At 50.6% G+C, this 20,608-nt stretch carries 13 protein-coding genes and 1 tRNA gene; 6 read left to right on the top strand and 8 right to left on the bottom strand.

Annotated features, from left to right (window positions below; all coding sequences use genetic code 11):
- Positions 1-43: 43 nt before the first annotated feature.
- On the top strand, positions 44-2,593 hold the full coding sequence (locus SH302x_RS04505; protein ID WP_479367550.1) for a hypothetical protein: 2,550 nt from the start codon (positions 44-46) through the stop codon (positions 2,591-2,593).
- A gap of 322 nt (positions 2,594-2,915) precedes the next feature.
- Here SH302x_RS04505 and avs3b read toward each other — a convergent pair whose 3' ends face one another.
- Both avs3b and avs3a read right to left on the bottom strand, forming a co-directional pair.
- Complete coding sequence (gene avs3b / locus SH302x_RS04500) at positions 2,916-3,671, bottom strand: AVAST type 3 anti-phage protein Avs3b (RefSeq protein ID WP_479367549.1); 756 nt, start codon at positions 3,669-3,671, stop codon at positions 2,916-2,918.
- Entirely contained in the window at positions 3,598-9,879 is a 6,282-nt protein-coding gene (gene avs3a, locus SH302x_RS04495) for an AVAST type 3 anti-phage nuclease/ATPase Avs3a (protein ID WP_479367548.1), read from the bottom strand. Before avs3a ends, avs3b begins: the two co-directional genes overlap by 74 nt.
- A 971-nt stretch (positions 9,880-10,850) precedes the next feature.
- On the opposite strand from avs3a, the gene SH302x_RS04490 reads away from it, so the two are divergent.
- The 3 genes from SH302x_RS04490 to SH302x_RS04480 are packed head-to-tail and all read left to right on the top strand — an operon-like array spanning position 10,851 to position 12,608.
- Entirely contained in the window at positions 10,851-11,144 is a 294-nt protein-coding gene (locus tag SH302x_RS04490) for a FitA-like ribbon-helix-helix domain-containing protein (RefSeq protein ID WP_479367547.1), read from the top strand.
- Positions 11,144-11,578, top strand: coding sequence for a type II toxin-antitoxin system VapC family toxin (locus SH302x_RS04485; RefSeq protein WP_479367546.1), 435 nt, complete (start codon positions 11,144-11,146; stop codon positions 11,576-11,578). The genes SH302x_RS04490 and SH302x_RS04485 overlap by 1 nt, the downstream gene beginning before the upstream one ends.
- Positions 11,579-11,633: 55 nt before the next feature.
- Entirely contained in the window at positions 11,634-12,608 is a 975-nt protein-coding gene (locus tag SH302x_RS04480; protein WP_479367545.1) for a tyrosine-type recombinase/integrase, read from the top strand.
- Positions 12,609-12,634: 26 nt separating this feature from the next.
- Here the strand turns inward: SH302x_RS04480 and SH302x_RS04475 are convergent, their stop codons facing one another.
- The 3 genes from SH302x_RS04475 to SH302x_RS04465 form a co-directional block, all read right to left on the bottom strand.
- On the bottom strand, positions 12,635-14,344 hold the full coding sequence (locus SH302x_RS04475; protein WP_479367544.1) for a CHAT domain-containing protein: 1,710 nt from the start codon (positions 14,342-14,344) through the stop codon (positions 12,635-12,637).
- 290 nt (positions 14,345-14,634) lie between these two features.
- Entirely contained in the window at positions 14,635-15,654 is a 1,020-nt protein-coding gene (locus tag SH302x_RS04470; RefSeq protein ID WP_479367543.1) for a hypothetical protein, read from the bottom strand.
- Between the two features lie 74 nt (positions 15,655-15,728).
- A complete protein-coding gene (locus SH302x_RS04465) occupies positions 15,729-16,136 on the bottom strand; it encodes a hypothetical protein (protein WP_479367542.1) in 408 nt (135 codons plus the stop codon).
- Positions 16,137-16,608: 472 nt separating this feature from the next.
- Here SH302x_RS04465 and SH302x_RS04460 point away from each other — a divergent pair, with 472 nt between their 5' ends.
- Positions 16,609-17,346, top strand: a complete 738-nt coding sequence (locus SH302x_RS04460; RefSeq protein WP_479367541.1) for a hypothetical protein — start codon at positions 16,609-16,611, stop codon at positions 17,344-17,346.
- Between the two features lie 510 nt (positions 17,347-17,856).
- Positions 17,857-19,350: a recombinase family protein gene (locus tag SH302x_RS04455; RefSeq protein ID WP_479367540.1), complete on the top strand. Its 1,494-nt coding sequence runs from the start codon at positions 17,857-17,859 to the stop codon at positions 19,348-19,350.
- On the opposite strand, the gene SH302x_RS04450 is transcribed toward SH302x_RS04455, so the two are convergent.
- The 3 genes from SH302x_RS04450 to SH302x_RS04440 all read right to left on the bottom strand — a co-directional run bounded on the left by SH302x_RS04450 (position 19,332) and on the right by SH302x_RS04440 (position 20,577).
- A tRNA-Pro gene (locus SH302x_RS04450) sits at positions 19,332-19,405 on the bottom strand. The two genes, SH302x_RS04455 and SH302x_RS04450, sit on opposite strands and share 19 nt — an antisense overlap.
- Positions 19,406-19,465: 60 nt before the next feature.
- Positions 19,466-19,843: a DUF421 domain-containing protein gene (locus tag SH302x_RS04445; protein ID WP_479367539.1), complete on the bottom strand. Its 378-nt coding sequence runs from the start codon at positions 19,841-19,843 to the stop codon at positions 19,466-19,468.
- Positions 19,844-20,004: 161 nt separating this feature from the next.
- The gene (locus SH302x_RS04440) at positions 20,005-20,577 is read right to left on the bottom strand and encodes a hypothetical protein (RefSeq protein ID WP_479367538.1); all 573 of its coding nucleotides are present in this window, start codon (positions 20,575-20,577) and stop codon (positions 20,005-20,007) included.
- Positions 20,578-20,608 lie beyond the last annotated feature (31 nt).

Genomic DNA, 20,608 nt, shown 5'->3' with positions numbered 1-20,608 from the left:
ATCGATGAGTCACTATCGATGAGTCTTCGACGAGTTGCCTGTGATGAAACGACGAATGCCACATGACGGAAGAGAGCCAATCCTCCCCAAGCCAAGCGATTTAATGCGGGCGAATAGCCCATACCTTTTTTCTGATTCTCAACGTTTGTCGGCTCCACGACTGGAACGATCGTTGCTTGAATATCATCTCGAAACCTTGGTGAATAGAAAAGAAGAGTATCTGTTTGAGGATTTCTGTCGACGCATTGCGGAAGCTGAACTTTGCCCAAACCTCAAGCCCCAGGCGGGGCCCTTAGGCGGCGGCGACTCGAAGACCGACTCTTCGACTTACCCAGTTTCAACGACGCTACTTGAGCGTTGCTATTGGGGTACACCGGCAGCGCCAGCAACGGAACGCTGGGCATTTGCATTCAGTTGCCAGAAGACCTGGACCAGCAAAGTCCGAAGCGACTGTAAGAAAATCGCCGAACTGGATACCAAGTTCTCCGTTGTCTATTTCATCACCAGCCAGTTTGCCCGAGACAAGACCCGTGCAAAATTGGAAGAAGAACTTTCAAAGACGTACGAATTCGAAGTTCATATCCTTGACCGCGAATGGCTTTGTGCACGTGTCCTGACGTTCAACCGAGAGCATATCGCGATAGAAACGCTCAGGATCTCGGTGCCCTTAGCACCGGAGCTCAAACGTGGCCCGAGGGATACCGAACGTCAGTTGGAACTCGACGAAGTGCTTAATAAGCTTCGTGAGCCGCTAGGCAACTACGCATCTGACGATGGAATCGTAAGCGCTTACCTTCAAGCTGGCTTTCTCTCTCGCGAACTTGAACTGCCAAGACATGAAACGACGGGTTTCTTTCAACGTGCTCGGTCAATCGCTAAGAAATCTCAAAACACGTCACTTATTGTCCACTGCGCTTATCACCACGCGTGGACTGACAATTGGTGGTACGACGACGTATCCACTGCCATCGAGGTCTACAACGAGATCGAGCGTTTTCTCGATTCCGCGCCTGACGCGCACGCCGTTGAAAAATTCTGTAACTTACTTTCCATGTTATGGTGCTCCGTCGTTCGCGGTGAATTCGATCGCGACGAATTACGTTTGCTGGAGCGCGATGCGGCCATACGTCGTAGGCTAAATGAGCTGGTAAACGATCATCTCGACGAGGCAGTCCGGCTACAAGCCGAAACAATGCTCGCATTTGGGGAATTGTCGCCTTGGCAACGTGATGACGTTTTCGATCTTGATGAGATTCTACGAAAACTCACCTCATGTTTTGCACGTTCTGAAGGGATCATTTCCTATCCGTTAACGCGATTCACTGACACGGTAATAGGTCTTTCTGAATACTTAGTTGAGAGTCCCGAATTTGATGCAATTTTTGACTTGATTCAGAAATTAACGTCAGGGCGTGATGGAGAGATTGCAGAAGCAAGGTTGCTAATTCGTAAGGGAGAGGCTCTTCAAAAAGCGGGTCGGCTTCGCGAAGCGGCGTCCGCATACCAACAAGCAAGATACAAAGCGGCGAAGGAAGAAGGTCTTGAAACAAGTGTAACAGCAGCCGATCTAGCTTCCACTGCATTCATCTCACTTGGCCTACCCAATGCATCGCGTCAGGAAGCGCTCTTCGGAGCATATCACGCCTGCAAGTGGACGGGCGACTGTTACCAATCTTCATGGTATGGATATCGCGCTGCCCGAATGCTCGCTTGGACAGACCTAAGCCAAGGGCGTTTGGCATCATTCATAAGATGGATGCAGCTGGCGACGAACTGCTTCTGCGAACTCTATGATGCAGACATCGAGCTTCAACAATTTGCAGGTGTCTACCAAGAAATTGAAAAGGCGTTTTGCAATCGTCTCTACACGCTGAGCAGCGACCAGGTTAAGAGACTTGTACCGTATGCCAGCCAGCTTCAGGATATGCAGTTGCCCATGTCTCGATTCACGGTTTTATTCTTAGCGGGGCTCGAAAACGAGATGGCAGAGGAATTCACAAGGAAGTTTGAGGAAGATGTTGAATGGATGCGATCATTCTTCGCAAAGTGGGAATCTTCCGTGCGCAAGGGGTTCCCTGAAACTCTACTGCATCAATTCGGGACTAAAGTCCAAGCGACAGGTAACGTCCGGGATGCGGTGATTTGCCTAGAATGCACAGCTAATTTCGAGACCATCACATATTCCGATGACCTTTTGGGTACGCTTGAGAGCCTTGCGTCTCTCTGCGTGTTTGATGAATGCGAAGCTACCGATCAGCTTATTTGCGTCGAGGTCTTAATGGACGACCAAGCTGTCTCACCACCTCAGATTCTCGTTTGCGAGTCGACGGAATATGCAAAGGTACGAGTCAGAGTTAGTCCGAATTTTTCCAAATGGATACCTGATCACATCGAAGAGTTCCGCTCGCATCTAGTGAGCGTCTCAATTGCGGTGCTCTGTTGTGCCTTTGGTAGGAACCACGATGAGATTGCGGGCATGATGCACGACGTAAGCGAGACCGATGCTTTTAATCGGGCTTTGGATTGTGTTGGTTCAGAGGGGGCAGTTGAGGCAATGATCGGTCGAAATTGCTACTTGCTTCAAACGACGTGAGTGGTCCCAGTTCCGTGCTGGGCGTTTGCACCGGTTCATCGCCCCTAGATTTACTTGGATTTTACCCCCCCCCACGTGTTAGCCACGTCGCGCCCTGGAACGACGGTCGCTTGCGTTTGTCTGGTCGCGGCGCCTAACTCGCGATCTCCGACGCCGTTGACTGTCTTGGCGCGGGCGCAACTTGACTCCGGTCGATGAAGACGGTGAGCGCGAACGTCTTGGCAACACAGGTCGGTTCGTCATGTGCCACTAGCCTAGCCCCTCCCATCGTCGCGGCTCTCGTTTTGCAAATAAATTCCAAAACTCTCATGCATCAGTTCTTTTATCTGCTCTCAGGTGGGGGCGTTTCCTCTACGCCTTCTTCATTTGAACTCAGCTGTAACTCCAAGGTTTCAACAAGAGCACCAGCTTTACTCACGAAGGCTTTAAGTCGCGCTATTCGCCCCTCCAATTGCTCACGCAGTATTTGGTTAAGGCTAGACTCATCCTCCAGGGAGACAAGCTTTATCACAATCTCGAATGGGCCATCATCTAAGCCGGCATCCATTGCGTACTTAACCCACTCTTTGGATTTGTCAGTAGCCGAATTTGCGGCCTGTGTTAAGCAGTGTCGGATTAGTAACTTAGCCGAATAGTCGAGGTCATCTGCTAGATCCAGCCAGCACTCTACGTCAGATTCCTCTGCATTGGATTCTTTGCGATGACGCATCTCGCGGAAATAACGTGGGGTTTCGTCTTCTGGGTCTAAGCTCGCAACAGCCCTGACAATCGGCACCATGTCCTCAAAGGGTCGCTTGCCATTGGGCAACTCGCGGCGATGCCTCCAAAGCGTTAGAATGGCGTTAAAGCATTCCTTTTTTGCTAATTCTTTGGCTTCTCCGTCTTCCGTTTCGCACTTGGTGATAAGTTCAGCTAGGTGGTGCGACATCCAACGGCCAAGGGTATCAACTGACGGCTCTAGCCCAAGTTCATCTACGAGTTTACGCCCCAGTTTCACGATAGCATCAGAGTGTTGTGAATTGACCGTCTTTTCCGAGGAGGTAGAGCTTTGCTTTAGTTGGGATTCGTTCATCGTCATTTTCAACTCTGCTTTCATAAGGTCGACGTTGACGCCGACGATCTATCTGGAGCTCAATTATCAAATCACGACCAAGCTTCGCCAGCAATTCAGTGATAAAGTCTAAATTTGCTTGAAGTCGACTACCGCGTTCAGGATTGCTGTTCTCGTGACGCTTTGCTTCATCGAAATGGCCCCAGACTTTCGAGGTCATCACAACTAATGCTTCAGAGTTTCTCCAATATCTATCGTCTAAGTCAGTGGTAAGAGTCATCAATTCAACTATGAAACGTGCCGGCGAAGGTGGAGGAAAACTGATTCCGCCGGACCAAGGATCCATACCATCTAATCCCTGGTCGCGACAGTGGTCGACTATCCATCCCTTGAGAGCAAAGCCGAACTTATCGATTTCCATTTCACTTCCTGCGCTCGGTATGGCGTAGTCATAAACATTTCGGGCTGTCCCAAGTGCTCTGAGAAGTGAATGAGATTTATCTGGAGTTACCAATGCGCTGTAAACTCGGTTCGACTGCTCAAACTTAGAGTCAGCCGTTGTCCAGGTCCCCCATACGTTGAACATGCCTCCGATGTTAAGAGCCTCGTCGAAATCGTTTGACGTGATGCGATGGTCTGTGTCGTCATCCTTCGTTCGATCCTGCCACGAATACCGTTCCAATGGCACCGGATCACGTCTGTCCCAAAGCCAGCGTCCATCGACGCGCGACAATTCATGGCGATCGAGCCAGTCTGCGAACTCGTCATTCTCGCCAGACTCAGAATCACGATGAGTGGGCGTCCTAGCCAAGAGATTTCCCGCAACAATCATCATGGCATGATAGGCGTGATAGAAATGCAAATTGTCGGCACGGGGATACGACCCGTGAGAATGATGCGTGTGCCCTTCTTCATAAAGCTGACGTTTGCTGCGTTCGTCGTCATCCCAGCGCCCATGCGCATTGTAGCCGAATGCGTTTCTGATTATCTTCAACGCCTCGGATTCGATGTCGTCTCCAGACAACGCGAAAATTCGACCGAGAGATGGATACCAGTAAGTCCCAATGTCGTAGTCAAAGTAGTATCGATCATCGTCGTTCGCGGGTGTGTGAACTTTTGCCGTGGCACTGATACGTCCATAGGACTTTGAATCAACAATGGGATAGGGGGATTGGTTGATGTTAACGAGTCGATCCTTGAGACCATTCGTGTCAGCAAGCCACCCATTATTCATCAGCGCGAGCGCCGAGCGTGCAGCCAAAAGCCGGAGTAGAACATGAGTCTGATCTTTGATCGCCCAATCCGCGATTTGACCTGCAAACGGCACGAACGCTTCTGGGAACTCAGTCGCGGCACGCGCCACGCCGAAAAGGAACCATTGGAAAGCATGGAGGCCATAAAACGGTAGCCTTGCGTCGACAAAAGGACCGCCCTGCCTTCTTATTGCAAAATTGAATAAATGGCCAATAAGATCCTGCCGCCTCAATGTAGCTAGCCCGAGAACCACATGCGACCCTTCCCATCGCAGGGCGGCTTCCGGCGCTGCCATTGATGTCCAAATGTAGCCTGCTAGAGCAACCTTTGCATCCGCGGGAGGCAGTAGCCCATTCGACCATGGGCCATCCCCATCCCGATCCTGCAAGATTGGAGTAAGAAGGTCGAGACCGAAATCTAGCGTTTCAAGCGCCTCATCTTCAGAAAGCTTAGTCGCGAGAAGGCCGACCAACGAGAATAACCTGTCCGAGTTTGCCAGGGCGGACGATTGACCGACCGCGTCGAGCACAACGTCGAATAATTCGCTTTCACGTATCCCTGCAAGTGTACAAGCAGTCGTGAAGGGCAATACTTCAAAGTACCTGTTTCTTGCAATTTGCATGCAGTACCGACGACAAAAGACTTTGAGAGTAGTCGCCAAAGCGCGTCGAGTAGCTGGCCGGTCCTTCCATCCGATGGGTGCAACTTCAAAAAATTCCTTTAAGTGAAAGAGTTCGAAATCAGGAACTTTTGCGACAGCTTCAATGAATAATGCCTCGGAACCAGCGGGTACACGCGCTATGGCTTCCTTGAAAAATCTCTCGTGTATCCAAGGTGCTTCCGTCTTTTTGAAATTTCCATAGGCCTTTACCAGCCCATCAGGTTCGGCCAAATTCTGGCCGGAGAAAACAGCGTCCCAAGTCCCTGCTGGCGCTGCTTTCGCGTAACTCATCAATTCTGTTACAGCTTCGGATTCTTTACCTTGGACGACTAGCCTCTTTGCCTCTTCAAACTTAGTGATCTCATCCAGAGCTTTTAGCTCAATTCCATGCTTCGAGGTACACCTCATTACAGCAGAAAAGTCACCTCCACTAAACTGCATGTAGCGAAAGACGTATGCGGCGGTGGTAGCACGCTCATCTATCGACGTGCATTCCGATAACGCACTGCCGAGCAATTGATCGTATCTCCAATTTGCACGAAATCCGATAAGGGGTAACGTATCCCGCGCTCCCAAAACGCCGTTTTTGATGAGTTGGTTTATCGCAACAGGAAGTATACGCTCGGACCATCCGAAACTTCGGTCTCGCCATCGGCTCAAAATGGCCAAGGTAGATGCCGGACAAAGACCACAAAGTGCCTCAATAGTTGCTTCCCAATTGAAGTACTTATCTCGGACGACATAGTCGTAAGTCAACTCAGCACAGCGTGCGAAGTGGTACGCGGTCTCTGGTGACGGGCGATCACGACGAGCGGCACGATCTGCTAAGTCCAAAATAGAGTCCCAGCGAGACAGGTTCTCGTCGCCAATCTTGCTCGCGACCTCAACAGCTTCATTAAAGTATGCAGCTGCATCGGCTTGACTCACTAGAAAGATGGCGCGTGCTGCATTGACGTACCCCTCTGATTTGTTTTCGGCATCTGACCGCTCCTCCTTCGTGAGGTTAAATGCCTCAAGAGCAAGATCGATTGCACTTTCTTTGGTGCTCTCTTTCTGACCGGACAGCCGAGCGAGACTGGTCAGCGTAGGAGTAAAGAGCGGCCTTTTTAGGCCGCTCTTCCATTCAGTAAACGCGGCGAGGTTGCTTGCATCGACTGCGTCAAGCCGGTGCATAATGTCCCACCATAAATAAGCGATTTGGTTCGACGTGTGGAATTCGTCCCGATAAGCGTTTTGTTGCGCGCTGTCAGATGCCTGGCGCGTTCGTTTCAGTTCGTCGTCAAGAGTTGCTTTCGCAACACGGCCGAGAAGCGTCGAAGCCCAAAGCTGGTACCAGGGAAGCAGTGCGCCAATGTCCTCTTGAAATTCCACCAGATCACTTGACCTAGAATAGTGCTTCTTCTCGTCGATCTCGACACGCAGCTCAGAATGGGCCAAATCCCGGAGATCTAGTACCTGTTTTCGCAAGGCAGCCCGTAGACAATATGCTCGCAAAATTGGCACCCTGGCTTTGGAGTATTGTGATGCCAGAACCCTGGGCGGCTCAGCAGGTAAGTAGCGAGAAAGAATCTCGGATGCTTCGACATGGGTGCTTGCCCCAAGCTGCAGGCCAGCTTCGACGATTGCTGTTACAGCATTAAGCGCGGATTCACGGTCATCCCAAGCATGGCCATCTGAGAGTTTAATCCGCGAGTTTGCCAATAACCGGAGGGCACGCTGCGTAACGTCCATTGGAGGCGTACGTTGGACTTCTCGCAGCTCAACGGCAATTGCAAGTATGAGGCAAAGATTGTTGCCAGCGGCCAGTGCAAGTGCTTCCACTTCGTCAAAGCGACCATGGTCGATTAGACGCCTTGTTACTGACTTGCCGACGCGGAACGACACGTCGCGTGGCCGCCAGGTTCCAAGGTTATGTGCCCCACTTTTGCAACCATGAATGTTAATGTCTGCCAACGTAAGTTCGACGATATCCTCATCCGATATCTTTTCATCACGTCGCTCGTCCGGCGGTAGTCGACTCCAATTGCGCAACCATTCATATGCCATCCGCAACCGACTTCGCGCATCGCCCAAAAGCTCTCGACGGCCCGACAACAAAGAAGCCTCATAGGCGTGATGAGCCCCGATCCAGCCTGATCCGAACGTCCGGCGCGATACCAGTTCCTGAATGAGTTCCGAATCTAAAAAAGCAGCCGCTAGATCGGTGTTCGCTTGCAGAATTCTCCGGCTCCGGTCGTCACCCGCCATCTCGCCTCCAGCTTTCAATGCCAATTTGGCTGCATCGAGATGGCGTTTAACTCGAAGGCATGCTTTCAGCGCGAACTGCAACCGCTGTAACTCAACGTCTCGCTTTTCCAATGGACTTGTTTCAGGAAGAGCTGAAGAGGTGAGAGCGAGCTCGACCAGCTCAGAAAACCTTCCGGATTCCAGTAATAATTGAGGTAGCACTGACGCAACATAGGCACTCGTCGTGGCAAGGGGAGTAAGACCTGCTATGTACCCCTCCATCGTGTCTTTCGAAGGCTTGAATTTCTCCCGAAACCACGTTTCGGCAGGCTCATCAAAAAACTGAATTGTATCGCCAGCCACAAGTAGCGGACGACCGATGTCGATAGCGAAGCTCTTTATAGCTCCCTCATCAACGCCTGACATTTGCGACAAGATAGGAATGGGAATTAATGGACGCATGACAGCTAAGCCAGCGCATATCTTGTCAATCTGGACTTTCTCTATGGGACCCGTATCGTCCTTTAGCTTAGCAATGGCACTTTCCAATAAACTCCCAATTGTGTCATCCACGGTTGTGGGATTGGGGCCAAGCAGTCGCAGCGTCTCAGAAAGAGAATTATTGCGTGATAGCGCGAGTGCCTGAACACGTGGGTTGTGTGAACTTAGGCGATGAAACTCCGAAACATCGTGTTCGTTTGCTTCCGCAAATGTCTGCTGAAGGTGCGCTGCTGTTTCTTCTCGGCTGAACGGCTCTAACTCGCAACGTATCGACTCTACAGGTGGATCAAGGGCGTTCTGACGATGCGACCGGCAAAGGAAAACAAGGCGAACATTGTCTGGCACTTTAGCACGTATGAGGTCGCGAACGAATGATCGGGATTCACCGATTTCTTCTGCAGCCATTTGCGCATTGTCGGCAGCGTCGACCACGAGACATAGGAGTCCACTTGCGTTGGCAAGCCTCACTTGCGTTGCAGCTTGCTTGAGCCTGTAAATGAACGCTCGCATATAGGATGAGACGTCGGCATGATCGGCAGGAATCAGGAGATGACAAAGTCCCTTAGCTGCAAGCTCATTAGCGATTTGCACGAGGGCATCTTTGTGTCTGTGGCGATAGCCCATCGAATTGCGGTATTGGCCGTTGCCAAAGCAATCATACAAGATGCCCATAGATCCGTCGGGAAGACCGCGTGTGATGCGTGTCGCAAAGACAGTCTTGCCCACTCCAGCTGATGCATGAACGATCACCGGCGATTGTGCCTCGACAATTTTGCGAATCAGGTTTGCTTCCTGCGCACGCGGTATTGCGGAATCGAGCAATTCGATCAGGCAATTGGCTGGAAAGAGAAGATCCTCATCGGTTTTCAATGCTCTGAGGACATCAAACTTCGTGATAACTGGATTGCCCTCTCCCTCAGAGAGCGCTCTTCTGGTGACAAGCTCTTTCAGTTGTATAGGTGCATCAACATCCGCACCGGGTAGATAACCACTTACCTCCTGAAACAGAATGTTTCGCTGATCCCAGTAATCATCTTGCCCGCCTTTGAAGTGCAGGAGTTTCGAGAACGCCGCGAGTTCATCGCCGTGTAGACCAACGAAACGTTCTAACTTACTAAATTCATCGAGATTACGCGGGACTGCTCCAGCCGCAGCGTCAGCGACGGCGTCCGCGAAGTCCGAGCTGATGGGCCTGTTGGTGACGAACCAAAATTGGACCTTTTCCGCTAGCGCATCAACGGCTAATCTTTGAAGCAGGTCTTTATATCGCTTTGCAAAACCTTCAATGGACTTTTGAAGACCGCTTGCAGTCCACGGATCGGCTGAACGCACCGTTGAATGTTTGAGCTGCATGTATCGGAATAGCCGAGCATCTTGGATGTTTTCACTGCCGAAATATTCTGCAATGTCGATAACTTCCTCACCCACATCAGTTGGAGGTTCACCTTGTCGCTCGTTCGGAGATGGGCCTTCGATGCTGATAGAAACCAAATCGCTTTTTGATGATAGGAGTAGAAGGCATCGCCGAGCCGCCCACAAGTAATGAAATTGGTCTCCGTCACGGCTATAGCGAACAAGGTTTGCATTCGACATTTTTGACTTAAACTATTCGGTACGCACTCAAGACACAAGCTTATGGTGATCATGGATTGTTGACAAAGGTCACGGCTGACTTTTCGTCTTGGCAATAGTGTCCCCTCGTGGGGCTTTGTGTTCGGTTTTCAAAAGGGATGTGTTGGTTGCGTACTGCTTAACCGCATTTCGCAAAGGGGCTGGTTTTCTATGTCCTACCCTCCATGGATTCATTTCTTCGGCTAAACAACATCATACCATAACGTGCGGAGACGGGCGGCGCTCGCTGTTCTAATACCAGGAATGCTGCCACGGCATCAAGAAAGTACTTCACGACGAGGTGGCACGCAGTTTGTGCATTCTGCTGCGTGCTACTTGCTGCCAAATTACATCCACGCCTTGAACCAACCCTTGGTGCCGAATCGTGCTCAATGGATACGGCACTGGTCATCCGAGCCGCTAAGTTAAGCTGAATGTGTGGACAGGGCGTCTTAATTTAGGTCGCGCATGGATATCCATTGTCGAAGTCATGGGATGCCCGCTGTCGCAGTCGTAAGCCACCTCTGACTGAGAGGTCAATTTCACGATGACAACACAAAAGCCATTGGCGTGCACGGTCCCGTGTTACATAGTAGAGCGTGCCTTGGGTCAAATAACGACAGAGAATTCAGTCCCGTGAATTTGCCCCGGTGGCCGACGCCGGAGCAATCTTGAGTTTACCTAGCCGTCTGGAATGCCCCGCGTTCGTGCACCATGACGAACCGTCCTGTGTCTGAAATTAACGCAAGTCCTCTAAATGCACCAGTCGCTCAAGTTTGACACCGGCCCCATGCGGGTGATAAATAAAAGGGGTTATTTGCTGCAGGTTAACAGTTGGTTAACGCGAGCGAGAATGCCACCACTGCAGATAACCCCGTTTTGCTTGTCTGGTGGCATCGCGGAAAACACCGAATTTGTCAGAAATGGCTCTCGCGCACCTTTTGGTTGACCCCATGTGTAAGCTGTGGCAATATTGGATTTCGCCACCAAAAAAGAAAGGAAGCGGTATGGGGCAAGTCAAAGTTAGGAACCTGGACGATTGGGTCGTGGGAGTACATCGTGACCTTGCAGATCGACTCGGCTGCTCGCTTGAGCAACACCTTCGCGCTGTGCTCAGACAGTCGGCACTGGATTCGCAACGTGCTTTTGCCCAGGAATCCCTCTCGCAGCTTGAAAAAGCTCGTAAGAAATATGGAGTTTTGCCTTCTTCCCTCGATCTCATTCGAGAACAACGCGAGTCGTTGTGATGCTGGTCGTAGATGCCAGTATTGCCGTGAAGTGGTTCTTGGTTGAGGACGATTCGGCAGATGCAATTCGCTTGCTGAGCTGTAGCCTTAAGCTAGTAGGGCCCGTTTTGGCAAAGTATGAAGTCGCAGGAGCAATCACACGTAGAGCTCGTGACAAACAGATTACTGCCCCTGATGCATTGGGATACCGTGACCGCTGGCTTCATGCTGTCACCACAAACGTTTTGCGGCTCGAAGACGATCAACGTGACGTCGCTTTCGGGCATGAGATTGCGTTGAAGCTCTCACATGTACTTCCGGATTGCATCTACCTCGCTATGGCGCAACGATTGGCTGTTCCGCTAGTGACTGCCGATGATGCATTTGGGAAGAAGGCAAAGAAACACTTCGAAAACGTTCTTAACATCACAGAGGCTTTGTCAGTTGCCGCCTAGTATGCAACGTAAGCATGTGCAACGATGAAACGGCAAATGACGACAAAGGAATTGTATGCAAGAAGTTCTACCCGCGTTGACCCATCGTGATCTGGCAGGTCTCATCGAATCGCTCCCGCCGAGTATCGCTCAATTCGGAGCCCAGGGCCGCTATGCTTGGGACGAATTCTTTGTCGGGAAATTGCGAAATCCGCACACCAGGAAAGCCTACGCATACGCGGTTCGGCGATTCCTGAACTGGCTAGAACTTCAACAAGTTGATTTGCAGCATGCAACTCCTGGCATAATTGGTCGTTATTTTGATGAACATCGGGGAAGCATTCCTACCAAGAAGCTGCACATGGCTGCCATTCGCGGGTTGTTCGATACGCTCGTGCTCCGACACATCTTGATCTTGAATCCGGCGCTGTCAGTTAGGACAGAACGCTACTCGGTTACTGAGGGTAAGACACCTTTGATTACAGTCGAGCAGACCCGCAGGCTACTTCGATCAATTGAGCCCCGAACCGCAATCGATCTGCGCGATCGCGCAATTATCGGCATCTTGAGTTTCACGGCCGTTAGGGCGGGTGCAATCGCCAAATTGAAGATCCGTGACCTTGTCGATGAAGGTGCTCAACGCGTGCTTCGCTTTTCGGAAAAGGGATCGAAGCAAAGGGTGATTCCTGTGCGCCTGGATCTGGAAACTCTGCTTCTTGCGTACGTCAATCATGTCCATCATTCCGCCAGTCAGAAAGACTTCCCGCTCTTTCGAACTTGTAAGGGGCAAACGGGGCAACTTACGGAAACACCGATCTCGGGAGTTGATATTTGTCGCATGATCAAACGGCGACTAAAAGCGGCAAATCTTCCGACGTCCTTGTCGCCACACTCCTTTCGGGCGAAGATAGCAACAGACCTTCTTGAACAAGGCGTGTCGTTAAGTGAAGTGCAATTGTTGCTTGGTCACGCGGATAGTCGAGTGACCGAACTATACGATCGCCGACAGCGGCAAGTAACGAGGAACACGGTGGAACGAATTTCGACCTAATTGGCAATCGCCGTCCAGAATGAAGGTTAATTGCCTAGAGGATTGTGGTCGCCAGGTCCGGACAACTGGAAGGCTGCCCAGTAAACCGGCGGCAAATAATTCGGTTTATTGACGAGGGGCTGTTCGTTGCTAGTAGTGCCCTGTCGAATAGAATTCGGATCGATTGGAAAGCGCTGGTTGGACTTAGTGTCAATTCCGAGTTTCCCGCGATAGGCAGCCAGTTGTGTTTGGTGGAATGCTTCTGACACAGACTTTCCTCGTGCAAGTTCTTGGTACAAACATATTGTGAAAACGGCAGCTGCTTGGTCATCCACATTCCAAATTGTTGATATTACATCCCGGCAGCCAGCAAGGTGGAAGGCTCTCGGCAGTGCGAACCCACCCTCGCCATATTCCATCTCGCCCAAGTCAGTTTGGCAGGCGGCCAGGACTGCCAACTGCAGATTTGATAGATCGCATTCGGAAATCATGTAGCCTGAAAGCGTTGAGGTCCTATAGACAGCATCGTTGCTTGCTTCAGCTAAAAACAGCGCTGAGAAAATCAAACTGTGTTGCGTAGATAATGTCTCTAAGAACTGCGATTTCCTGGCGCTGTTAAGCGCAGACTGAGAGTACATGCCGTGAGTATCGAACTGAACTACTGAAGCGTGGGGTAATTCTTCCATCACGCGGTCGACAGTCGCTTGCCCACCGGAAATAATGGACAAACGGTCGGAAGGTATTTGAGACTTCAAGAAGTCCGACGTTACTTGACCAAAGGCGAGGTCTTTCGCAACGCCGCACGCACTCACGATTTTGCTTTCGTGCATAGGATCTGGCCACGCCACCTGGTCAATACAACTTTCTGCACCTGCCTGTGCTATATAGTCCGAAAAGGGAAGCTCTATAAAGCAATGCTTCTCAACCAAGGCACTCTTTCCGTTGCGGTCGGGTAGGGCGGCCCATGGAAGATGATGAAACATTCCTTCAGGCACCACATAAATCTTAGGTGTGTCCTTAAGTACGGGCGCCAGTGGTGCCCAAATCTTTCGATACAGCTGAGCAGACGTTGCTACAGTGTCTTTCTGTGCAGTGATCTCCGATCTCCATAGCTTGATGAGATCGTCGATTTCCTTCGATAGCCCCATGTCAACTCGCGTCACATTTGGCATGTCGTAGTTCGTCTGATGTCCATTAGGACTGTGTATTTGGTAAGGAAGCTGATTGGCTTTCCTGGTTGGAAATGAGACGAATGCAACATATTGCCTGTTGTTTGAAACAGTTGGTAGATCGGGACGCGTAATTGGCTCATATTCGACGAGTTCAATCACCGCACTGCCATGAGGGATGGCTGTACTCCATTCGGCAAGACTTGCACTGTGCGTCTCGCGAAGTTCGTCTATCACACCAACGCCCATCTCATTGGCACTCTTAGCTAATGAACTATTGATTTCTTCGATTTGGCGTGCAATTGCTTCGCTTTTTAAATCTGAAGAATGGAACCAAAGCTCCTCAGTCACATCACACCGAAGCGACTGCCGCTTCGACCGGCCTGTATCAACATGGCGTTCCATATGTCGCAAACACGCAAGATTTTGGTACAACGACTTTGTTGAGCGTCTATTTTCAGACCTAACGAGTGCGTAGAGTTCACCGTCGCTGACACTGGGCTTCTCTTGATAGAATGTCAATGCTGCATCAACCCAACGCTTGCTTCGCGATTTTGCAGCAGTTGAAAAGGATTGCTCATCATCCAAGACTTGTTCAAGGTTTGCGTGACTGCGTCTATTGGATCGATACCTTCCTACGTACTCGATGAGCGAGCGACAATCGTCTAATTGTTGATTAAGCCCAAGTGAGATTGCTTTTTCAACGATTTCATCTTCCGTAACCTGGAGCAGAAATCCGTGCGTTAGACAACTTCCTTCCCAGATTTCCGACACAGAGCACTCGTCGACACTTTTTGGAAATGGAGCATCGAAACCTTGGCCGACCGACGCTCGAGGAGCCAAAACTAAAAGGCCAAGGAAAATCAGTCGTTGAAGACTCACTCTCGCTCTCCAAATGCAAACAAAATCGCTTTAGTTGAGACGTCACCGTCAAAGGGAGATTTACTCAAAGTTTGCCGTATGACTTCTAAGGGATTATTGTCTTTTCTAGTTTGCATAGAATCAAGTGGGAAACGATTCAACGACCTTGCCGAGCGGCCGTTGCTTATCTCAGCCATCAGGCTGCTGGAGACTGGAAGCAGTCCATCCTGCATGTAGTCGATAGCGGCTAGCGTTTGTCGTATCTTTTCGAAGTCAGTAATCGGGTTGCGAGCGTACAACAATATGACCGAGTGAAGTCCTTCGTGATCCGGCTGCAACTGAAAGTAATCCAGCCCTGCTGGATACGTGAGTTCGAGTCGCGGTCGATCATCAAATTTGTCCTGCCAAGTCATTTTCGGCCAAGGCCAAAGCGGCGTAACCTCACCCTTTGCATCCAGCCAAAGTAAATAATAGTGATAGGGTTCTTCTGATCTCACACGGAATTGCATAGCGTCACCCGGGGTAATTGGCAATTCTACTTCGGTAACAGGCCTGGAAGTTTGCGAGCTCTTGGGAAGAACAAACACTTCGAACTCCGGAGCTTTTACGGCCCCGTTGTTGCTCACGACTGCATTTCGATTGATGCTATAGCCCCAAACTATCGCAATGCCGATAAAGGACGCGAGAGAGAGTGCAAGTAGTAGCCATTTCCGTGAAACACGCGAGGACGCAACAGGAAGTTCGGGTTGCCCATTTGCATCAAACTTAGCTTCAAACGTGCGGAGAAGTACTGGAATCTTCTCCACATCTTCCTTCACGCAAAACTGGTCGTACGTAAGGTTCGTCCCTAGTGTCTCATTGATGAAGCAACAAAATCTTTGGTATGTTGAAAAAACTGCTCCGCATTTATCCTTTGACTTCTCCGTCGGGACTTGAATGAACATAAGCCAGACGCGATGCCCAACTCCAAGTTTTGTAGAGTTCTCAGCGATATGGAGACGCAATCGCTCGGCCGTCCATCCGGAGTCTTCGAGCATTTTCAGCACATTCGGATTAACTCGAAGCCGCGGTTCCAAAGTTGCCTTTTCCTTGCTTGGTAATGAATAGGATGCTAGCGACTGAATTCTGCTTTGTTCTTTGCGTGGGGAAACGCATTGCCTTCGATTGTTAGGCCAGCTGTTGATGCCTGCTGGAGTATATCGCAGAGCACGCGGATTGTATCTGACTGTTCTGCGGTTGAGTAGCCGGAGGGGTCGAATAAGGAAATCACTTCTACAATATTCGATCGGATACGTTCTTGTCCGCTTGCAATTCTACCATTTGCAATCCCCATAAGTATACCCTTCGTGTCGCTCAACAAGGCGCATTGTGCCGGAGTGAAAGCAGCCCTAGCGACTGCTGCCGAATCGTCGGTATGCTTAGTCAGCAAACCGTATACGGCTTTAGCACTATCGGCAGGGGTTAGCCATCGATCCAGCCCCGATTCGCCGACAGGTGTCTGTTTGAAATCCTCTGTCATGCATAACTAAATAGCACGTTTAGAATCGTTAGCAACATTTTTCTTTCGGGTGTCTTGTTGGACACTTTGTGCGAGTCGGGGATATACCTCACCAGTGGCCAAAGGCTGGTGAAGCATAAATGACATCGGATTGTCGTGAGATCGCAGTGAGTGCAGCCAATGCGAAACGCCCGTGAAACGCAGTTGAACCGTCGTTTCACGCAGGAATTTCCAGTTTTATGCCACCTTGAACTCGAAAAATTCAGGTGCCCGCGGGGCAATGGTGATGGCCGGGAACTGGAAAAGAAAACCCGGACATCGCCTACGTAATTGAGGCAAGCCGGGTCTTCCCGATTCGTCGATTTCTCGCTATCCGTTGCAAGGCATGATGAACCGTCGCACATGCAATTATGCCACACGCAACGTAGGACGAGAACGAGGTCGGCGATGGCTTGCTTCATTTAGTATCCCTTTTGTTTGAAGGATAATGAAGATGATTACAGACGCCAAAATTGCGAAACTTCGCATGCGCCGAGTTTTGCTGGACAATAGTTCCGATGAGTTCGAGAAACTGCTACCCTTCGTGCCGGATGAAGTCAAGCGGCGATCTCTGATGTGGAAAGATATCGTATGCTACAATCAGCACAGGGCAAAATCTGGCATCGACGAACTGGATTGCAATTTTAGAGTCGCCGTATCGTTCGATATCGCGAGGTCAATCAATCGATTTTCACGATGGATGCGTGATCGCACAGCGTCAGAATTTCTGGACCAAGAAGCGTTCGCGGCGCTCTGCTATGAAGTTGGCTTCCATTCTGCATTGACGCTGACTAGCCCCGTTGTTCGGGCTCTTTGTCCGCGACGAATTGCGATGCTGGTGAAGCTCAAAAGCACGGGCGAGGGATACCGACCACGGAAGCGGGATTTGGTAGGAATTGGCGATTCGCTCATGCTGGATTGCTTGTTGAACGAATCGTCGCTGAAAAGCGATGTGATCGAACTTTTCAGCTACGAGTCTCTCGACGGCGTACCGAACGCACTAAAAAAGCATCTCGCTGAGCGAATCGTTTCCCTTACGAGTGCGAAAATGGATGCCGTGGACAAGCAACTTTTTGGAAGCCTTCTGCCGAGCTGGCAGTACACGTTTAATCAACTTTGCGAAACGTGGGACAGAATCGGCCCAGAATGGGTCGTTGCATTCGACGCCGTTCGCGAATTCATTCCGCGATAGCCTTACCTTTGAGTCGGGCGGGCATAAGCCGTCGCGCACCTGCCTTCGGGTGCACGACGGGCACTCTTGACTCGTCCCCAGAGACGCGGTCGTTATAGCGGTTTTTGGGGGTGTGACTCGCCACTATCCAACATTCGTCAAGCAAATAATCCAATTCTCGGACCAATACGGTCCCGAATGGATTTTCTCGAGGGAGAAACTTGCTGAATTCTCACCGAGCTAAATGACGGCATTGCTGCTGGCCAACTGGACAGATGGCGACCTTCAAGCATGGGCAATCGTAAGACTATCGCAATCCATGGGCTGAGCAAGTGAACCAGCAGGCAATGCCACAATCTGATTCAAACGTAACGGTTCCGTCCGGTGCTCCCAACTGGGTCACCGCCAACCTGGTCGAACGGACTATACATATTTGGCAACCTTTTTACTCCGAACAATTGTCAGCTGAGGATGCACTTGCAATGATTATGAGTGTGGGCCGACTGATCGATGTGCTTTCAGGAGTAAGCGATGTTGAAGCGATACGCAGCGTTGGCGAGAGTCAGCAGCCGTGAACAGGAACGCGAAGGCTTTAGCCTGGAAGTTCAAGAAGAAGCATTGCAACGCTATGCCAAACAAGCAGGAGGCGAGATTGTTAAGTTGTTCCGCATCGCGGAAACAGCAAGTAAAGGCGATCAACGCAAGACATTTCGCGAACTGGTCAGCTATGCCAAGAAGAATGCTGGCCTCCTGGATGGCTTGCTCTTCTACAAGGTAGACCGGGCCGCTCGTAATCTATTTGATTACGTGGAACTGGAGCGACTGGAATCGGAATACGAACTACCATTTATCTCGGTATCGCAACCAACAGAAAGTACGCCCGCTGGTCGTATGATGCGACGTACTCTAGCCAATATGGCTAGTTTCTACACCGAACAGCAATCGGTGGATGTACGCGAAGGTCTGGCCCGCCGCGTCCAGGAAGGTTGGTTCGTAGCGCGTGCGCCCTACGGCTATAAAAACATTCGTAAGAATGGGCGGGGCATGGTCGCCGTGGAGCCGAAGACCGCTGACAATGTAAAGCGAATTTTTCATCTATTTGCCTATGAGAACCACACACTAGATACGCTGGTCAAGCAGTTGAGCGATGAGGGGCGACAATTTCGCGATTCGGTACCCAAGTTTCCACGGAGTTCAGTTCATACTATTCTACGAGATCGATCATACATCGGTGAAATCGAGTTTCACGGACAGTGGTATCCAGGAAAGCATGAACCACTGGTTGATAGAGCAACTTGGGATCGAGTACAAAACTTACTTGGTGGACATATTTATCACTCACTTTCAATTACCTATGCCGGTGAATTCATCCAGTGCGGACATTGTGGCCATCCAATCACCGGTGAACGGGTCACAAAGAAAACCAAGAACGGAGAGCGGTATTATGTCTACTATCGCTGTAGTCAATACACTAAGCCTGGACATCCACGCATACGTATTCCGGAAGCTCACCTTGAAGCTCAGGTGATGGCGATCTTCGATAAGATGCGGGTAGAAGATGAAGGAGTGCGGGATTGGTTCCGCTTAGTTCTCGCTTCACAAACGCGCGATGCACAGGCGAGCTCCATTGCACAACGAGCAGAGCTTCAGCGTCAAGAATCGCTCATCGTGGCTCAGCAAGACAAACTGCTCAACATGCGATTATCGGAAGACATCGATCAAGAGACATACGCTCGGAAACATACGGAACTGCGAGACCGATTGGCTTCTATCAAACTCCAATTAGACGTTTTAGACCGGTCGCATGATGAAACCGCGGAACTAGCTACCAAAGTGTTTGAACTTTCGCAAACCCTTAAAGAGAAATGGGTTATAGCAGATTATGCTACAAAACGTAGATTGCTCGAAATTGTGTTTTTGAACTGCCGTCTTGATGACGTAACTCTTTGTTCCACAATGAGAAAGCCCTTCGACGTTTTGGCCGAAGGGCTTATTTTGAAAGAAAGTCGGGCTGACAGGATTTGAACCTGCGATCTCTTGGCCCCCAGCCAAGCGCGATACCAGGCTTCGCTACAGCCCGAAACTTTCAATGAGATCCGATTTTAGTCAAAAAGGGGAATTCGACTAGGGGCTTTCTAGCCTACTTCACTTGCTCAGTCGTCCGCTTGGCTGAATTGACGCCAATTAGCCCGTGCTGTCCGGCTCGCTCGATTTCCTTCATACCCTGCGACACGACGCTTAACGAACCATCCGATTCCAAGACTATCGCGTCAACTGCAGCCAGATCACCGAAACCTTGCTGTCGGAGTCCGCATAATAGATCGTCCCTAGTGACACGCTCACGGCGCATTTCGTCGAGCAAATATTCGCCGCGATAGAACAGGAGGGTGGGCTTGGCCTTTAGAAGTCCATTTATTGATTTGAATCGTACCGCCAATGCAGAACTCAGGTACTGCAGCGCTAACAACAGAGATATGGCTGACACTCCTTGTGCGAGTGAGACGACTTGTGTCAACATCACGCTCGATGACGTAGAGCCTAGTGCTATTGTGATCAAAAGGTCATCACCTTCAACCTTGCCCCTGCCAACCCAGTCAGCGCTCCAGGATTCAAGCGCCTGTTACAAATCAAGATGTGTAACCAGACGCTCAAAAATTCCGAAACAGGTCTTACCGAGCGTTACCTTCGACGATGCGACTGCTCGGTATTGCCAATGTTGGGCACTTCGCCAGTCGACTCGTTTTGCATGTTGCCAGCGGGTCGATTCTGTTGCAAACGACAGTAAGCATCGCGGGCAGCGTGCTTCGCATCGTCCCAGGCAAGACTGCGGTTGGTCGCTTCATACTCATGTCGCGCCAGTTCCTCGCGTGTCTCCCAGTCGAGCGGTTCAGCGGGATCATACGCCGTGATACCAGCACGGTACGCTGGCTCATAGTCGTCGAACTTGCGTTCTTCGCTATAGTACTCGCGATTGGGATATTCATCTCGCCAATAGTCAACTTCGACTGTTGGATCGATGTTCTCGGCAACGCCTTTGCCTGCAAGCCCACCAGCCACACCACCAATAACCGCGCCTGCGACAGCACCGATCGGACCGCCTGCAACGCCGGCGGCAGCGCCAGCAGCGGCTCCACCTAAAGCGGCCCCTACGCCCACACCAACGGGATGAGCCCCGGACTGGCCGGTGATTGGATCTTCATTGCGAAGCCGTGCTGCTTCGTCTGAATCAACTACTTTTTTTCGATCAGCCATTTGCATTCCCCTTGTTGAAATCAAAGCCGCC

The sequence above is a fragment of the Njordella calcicola genome (assembly GCF_056494125.1).
This window is presented reverse-complemented; position numbering and strand designations above follow the sequence as displayed.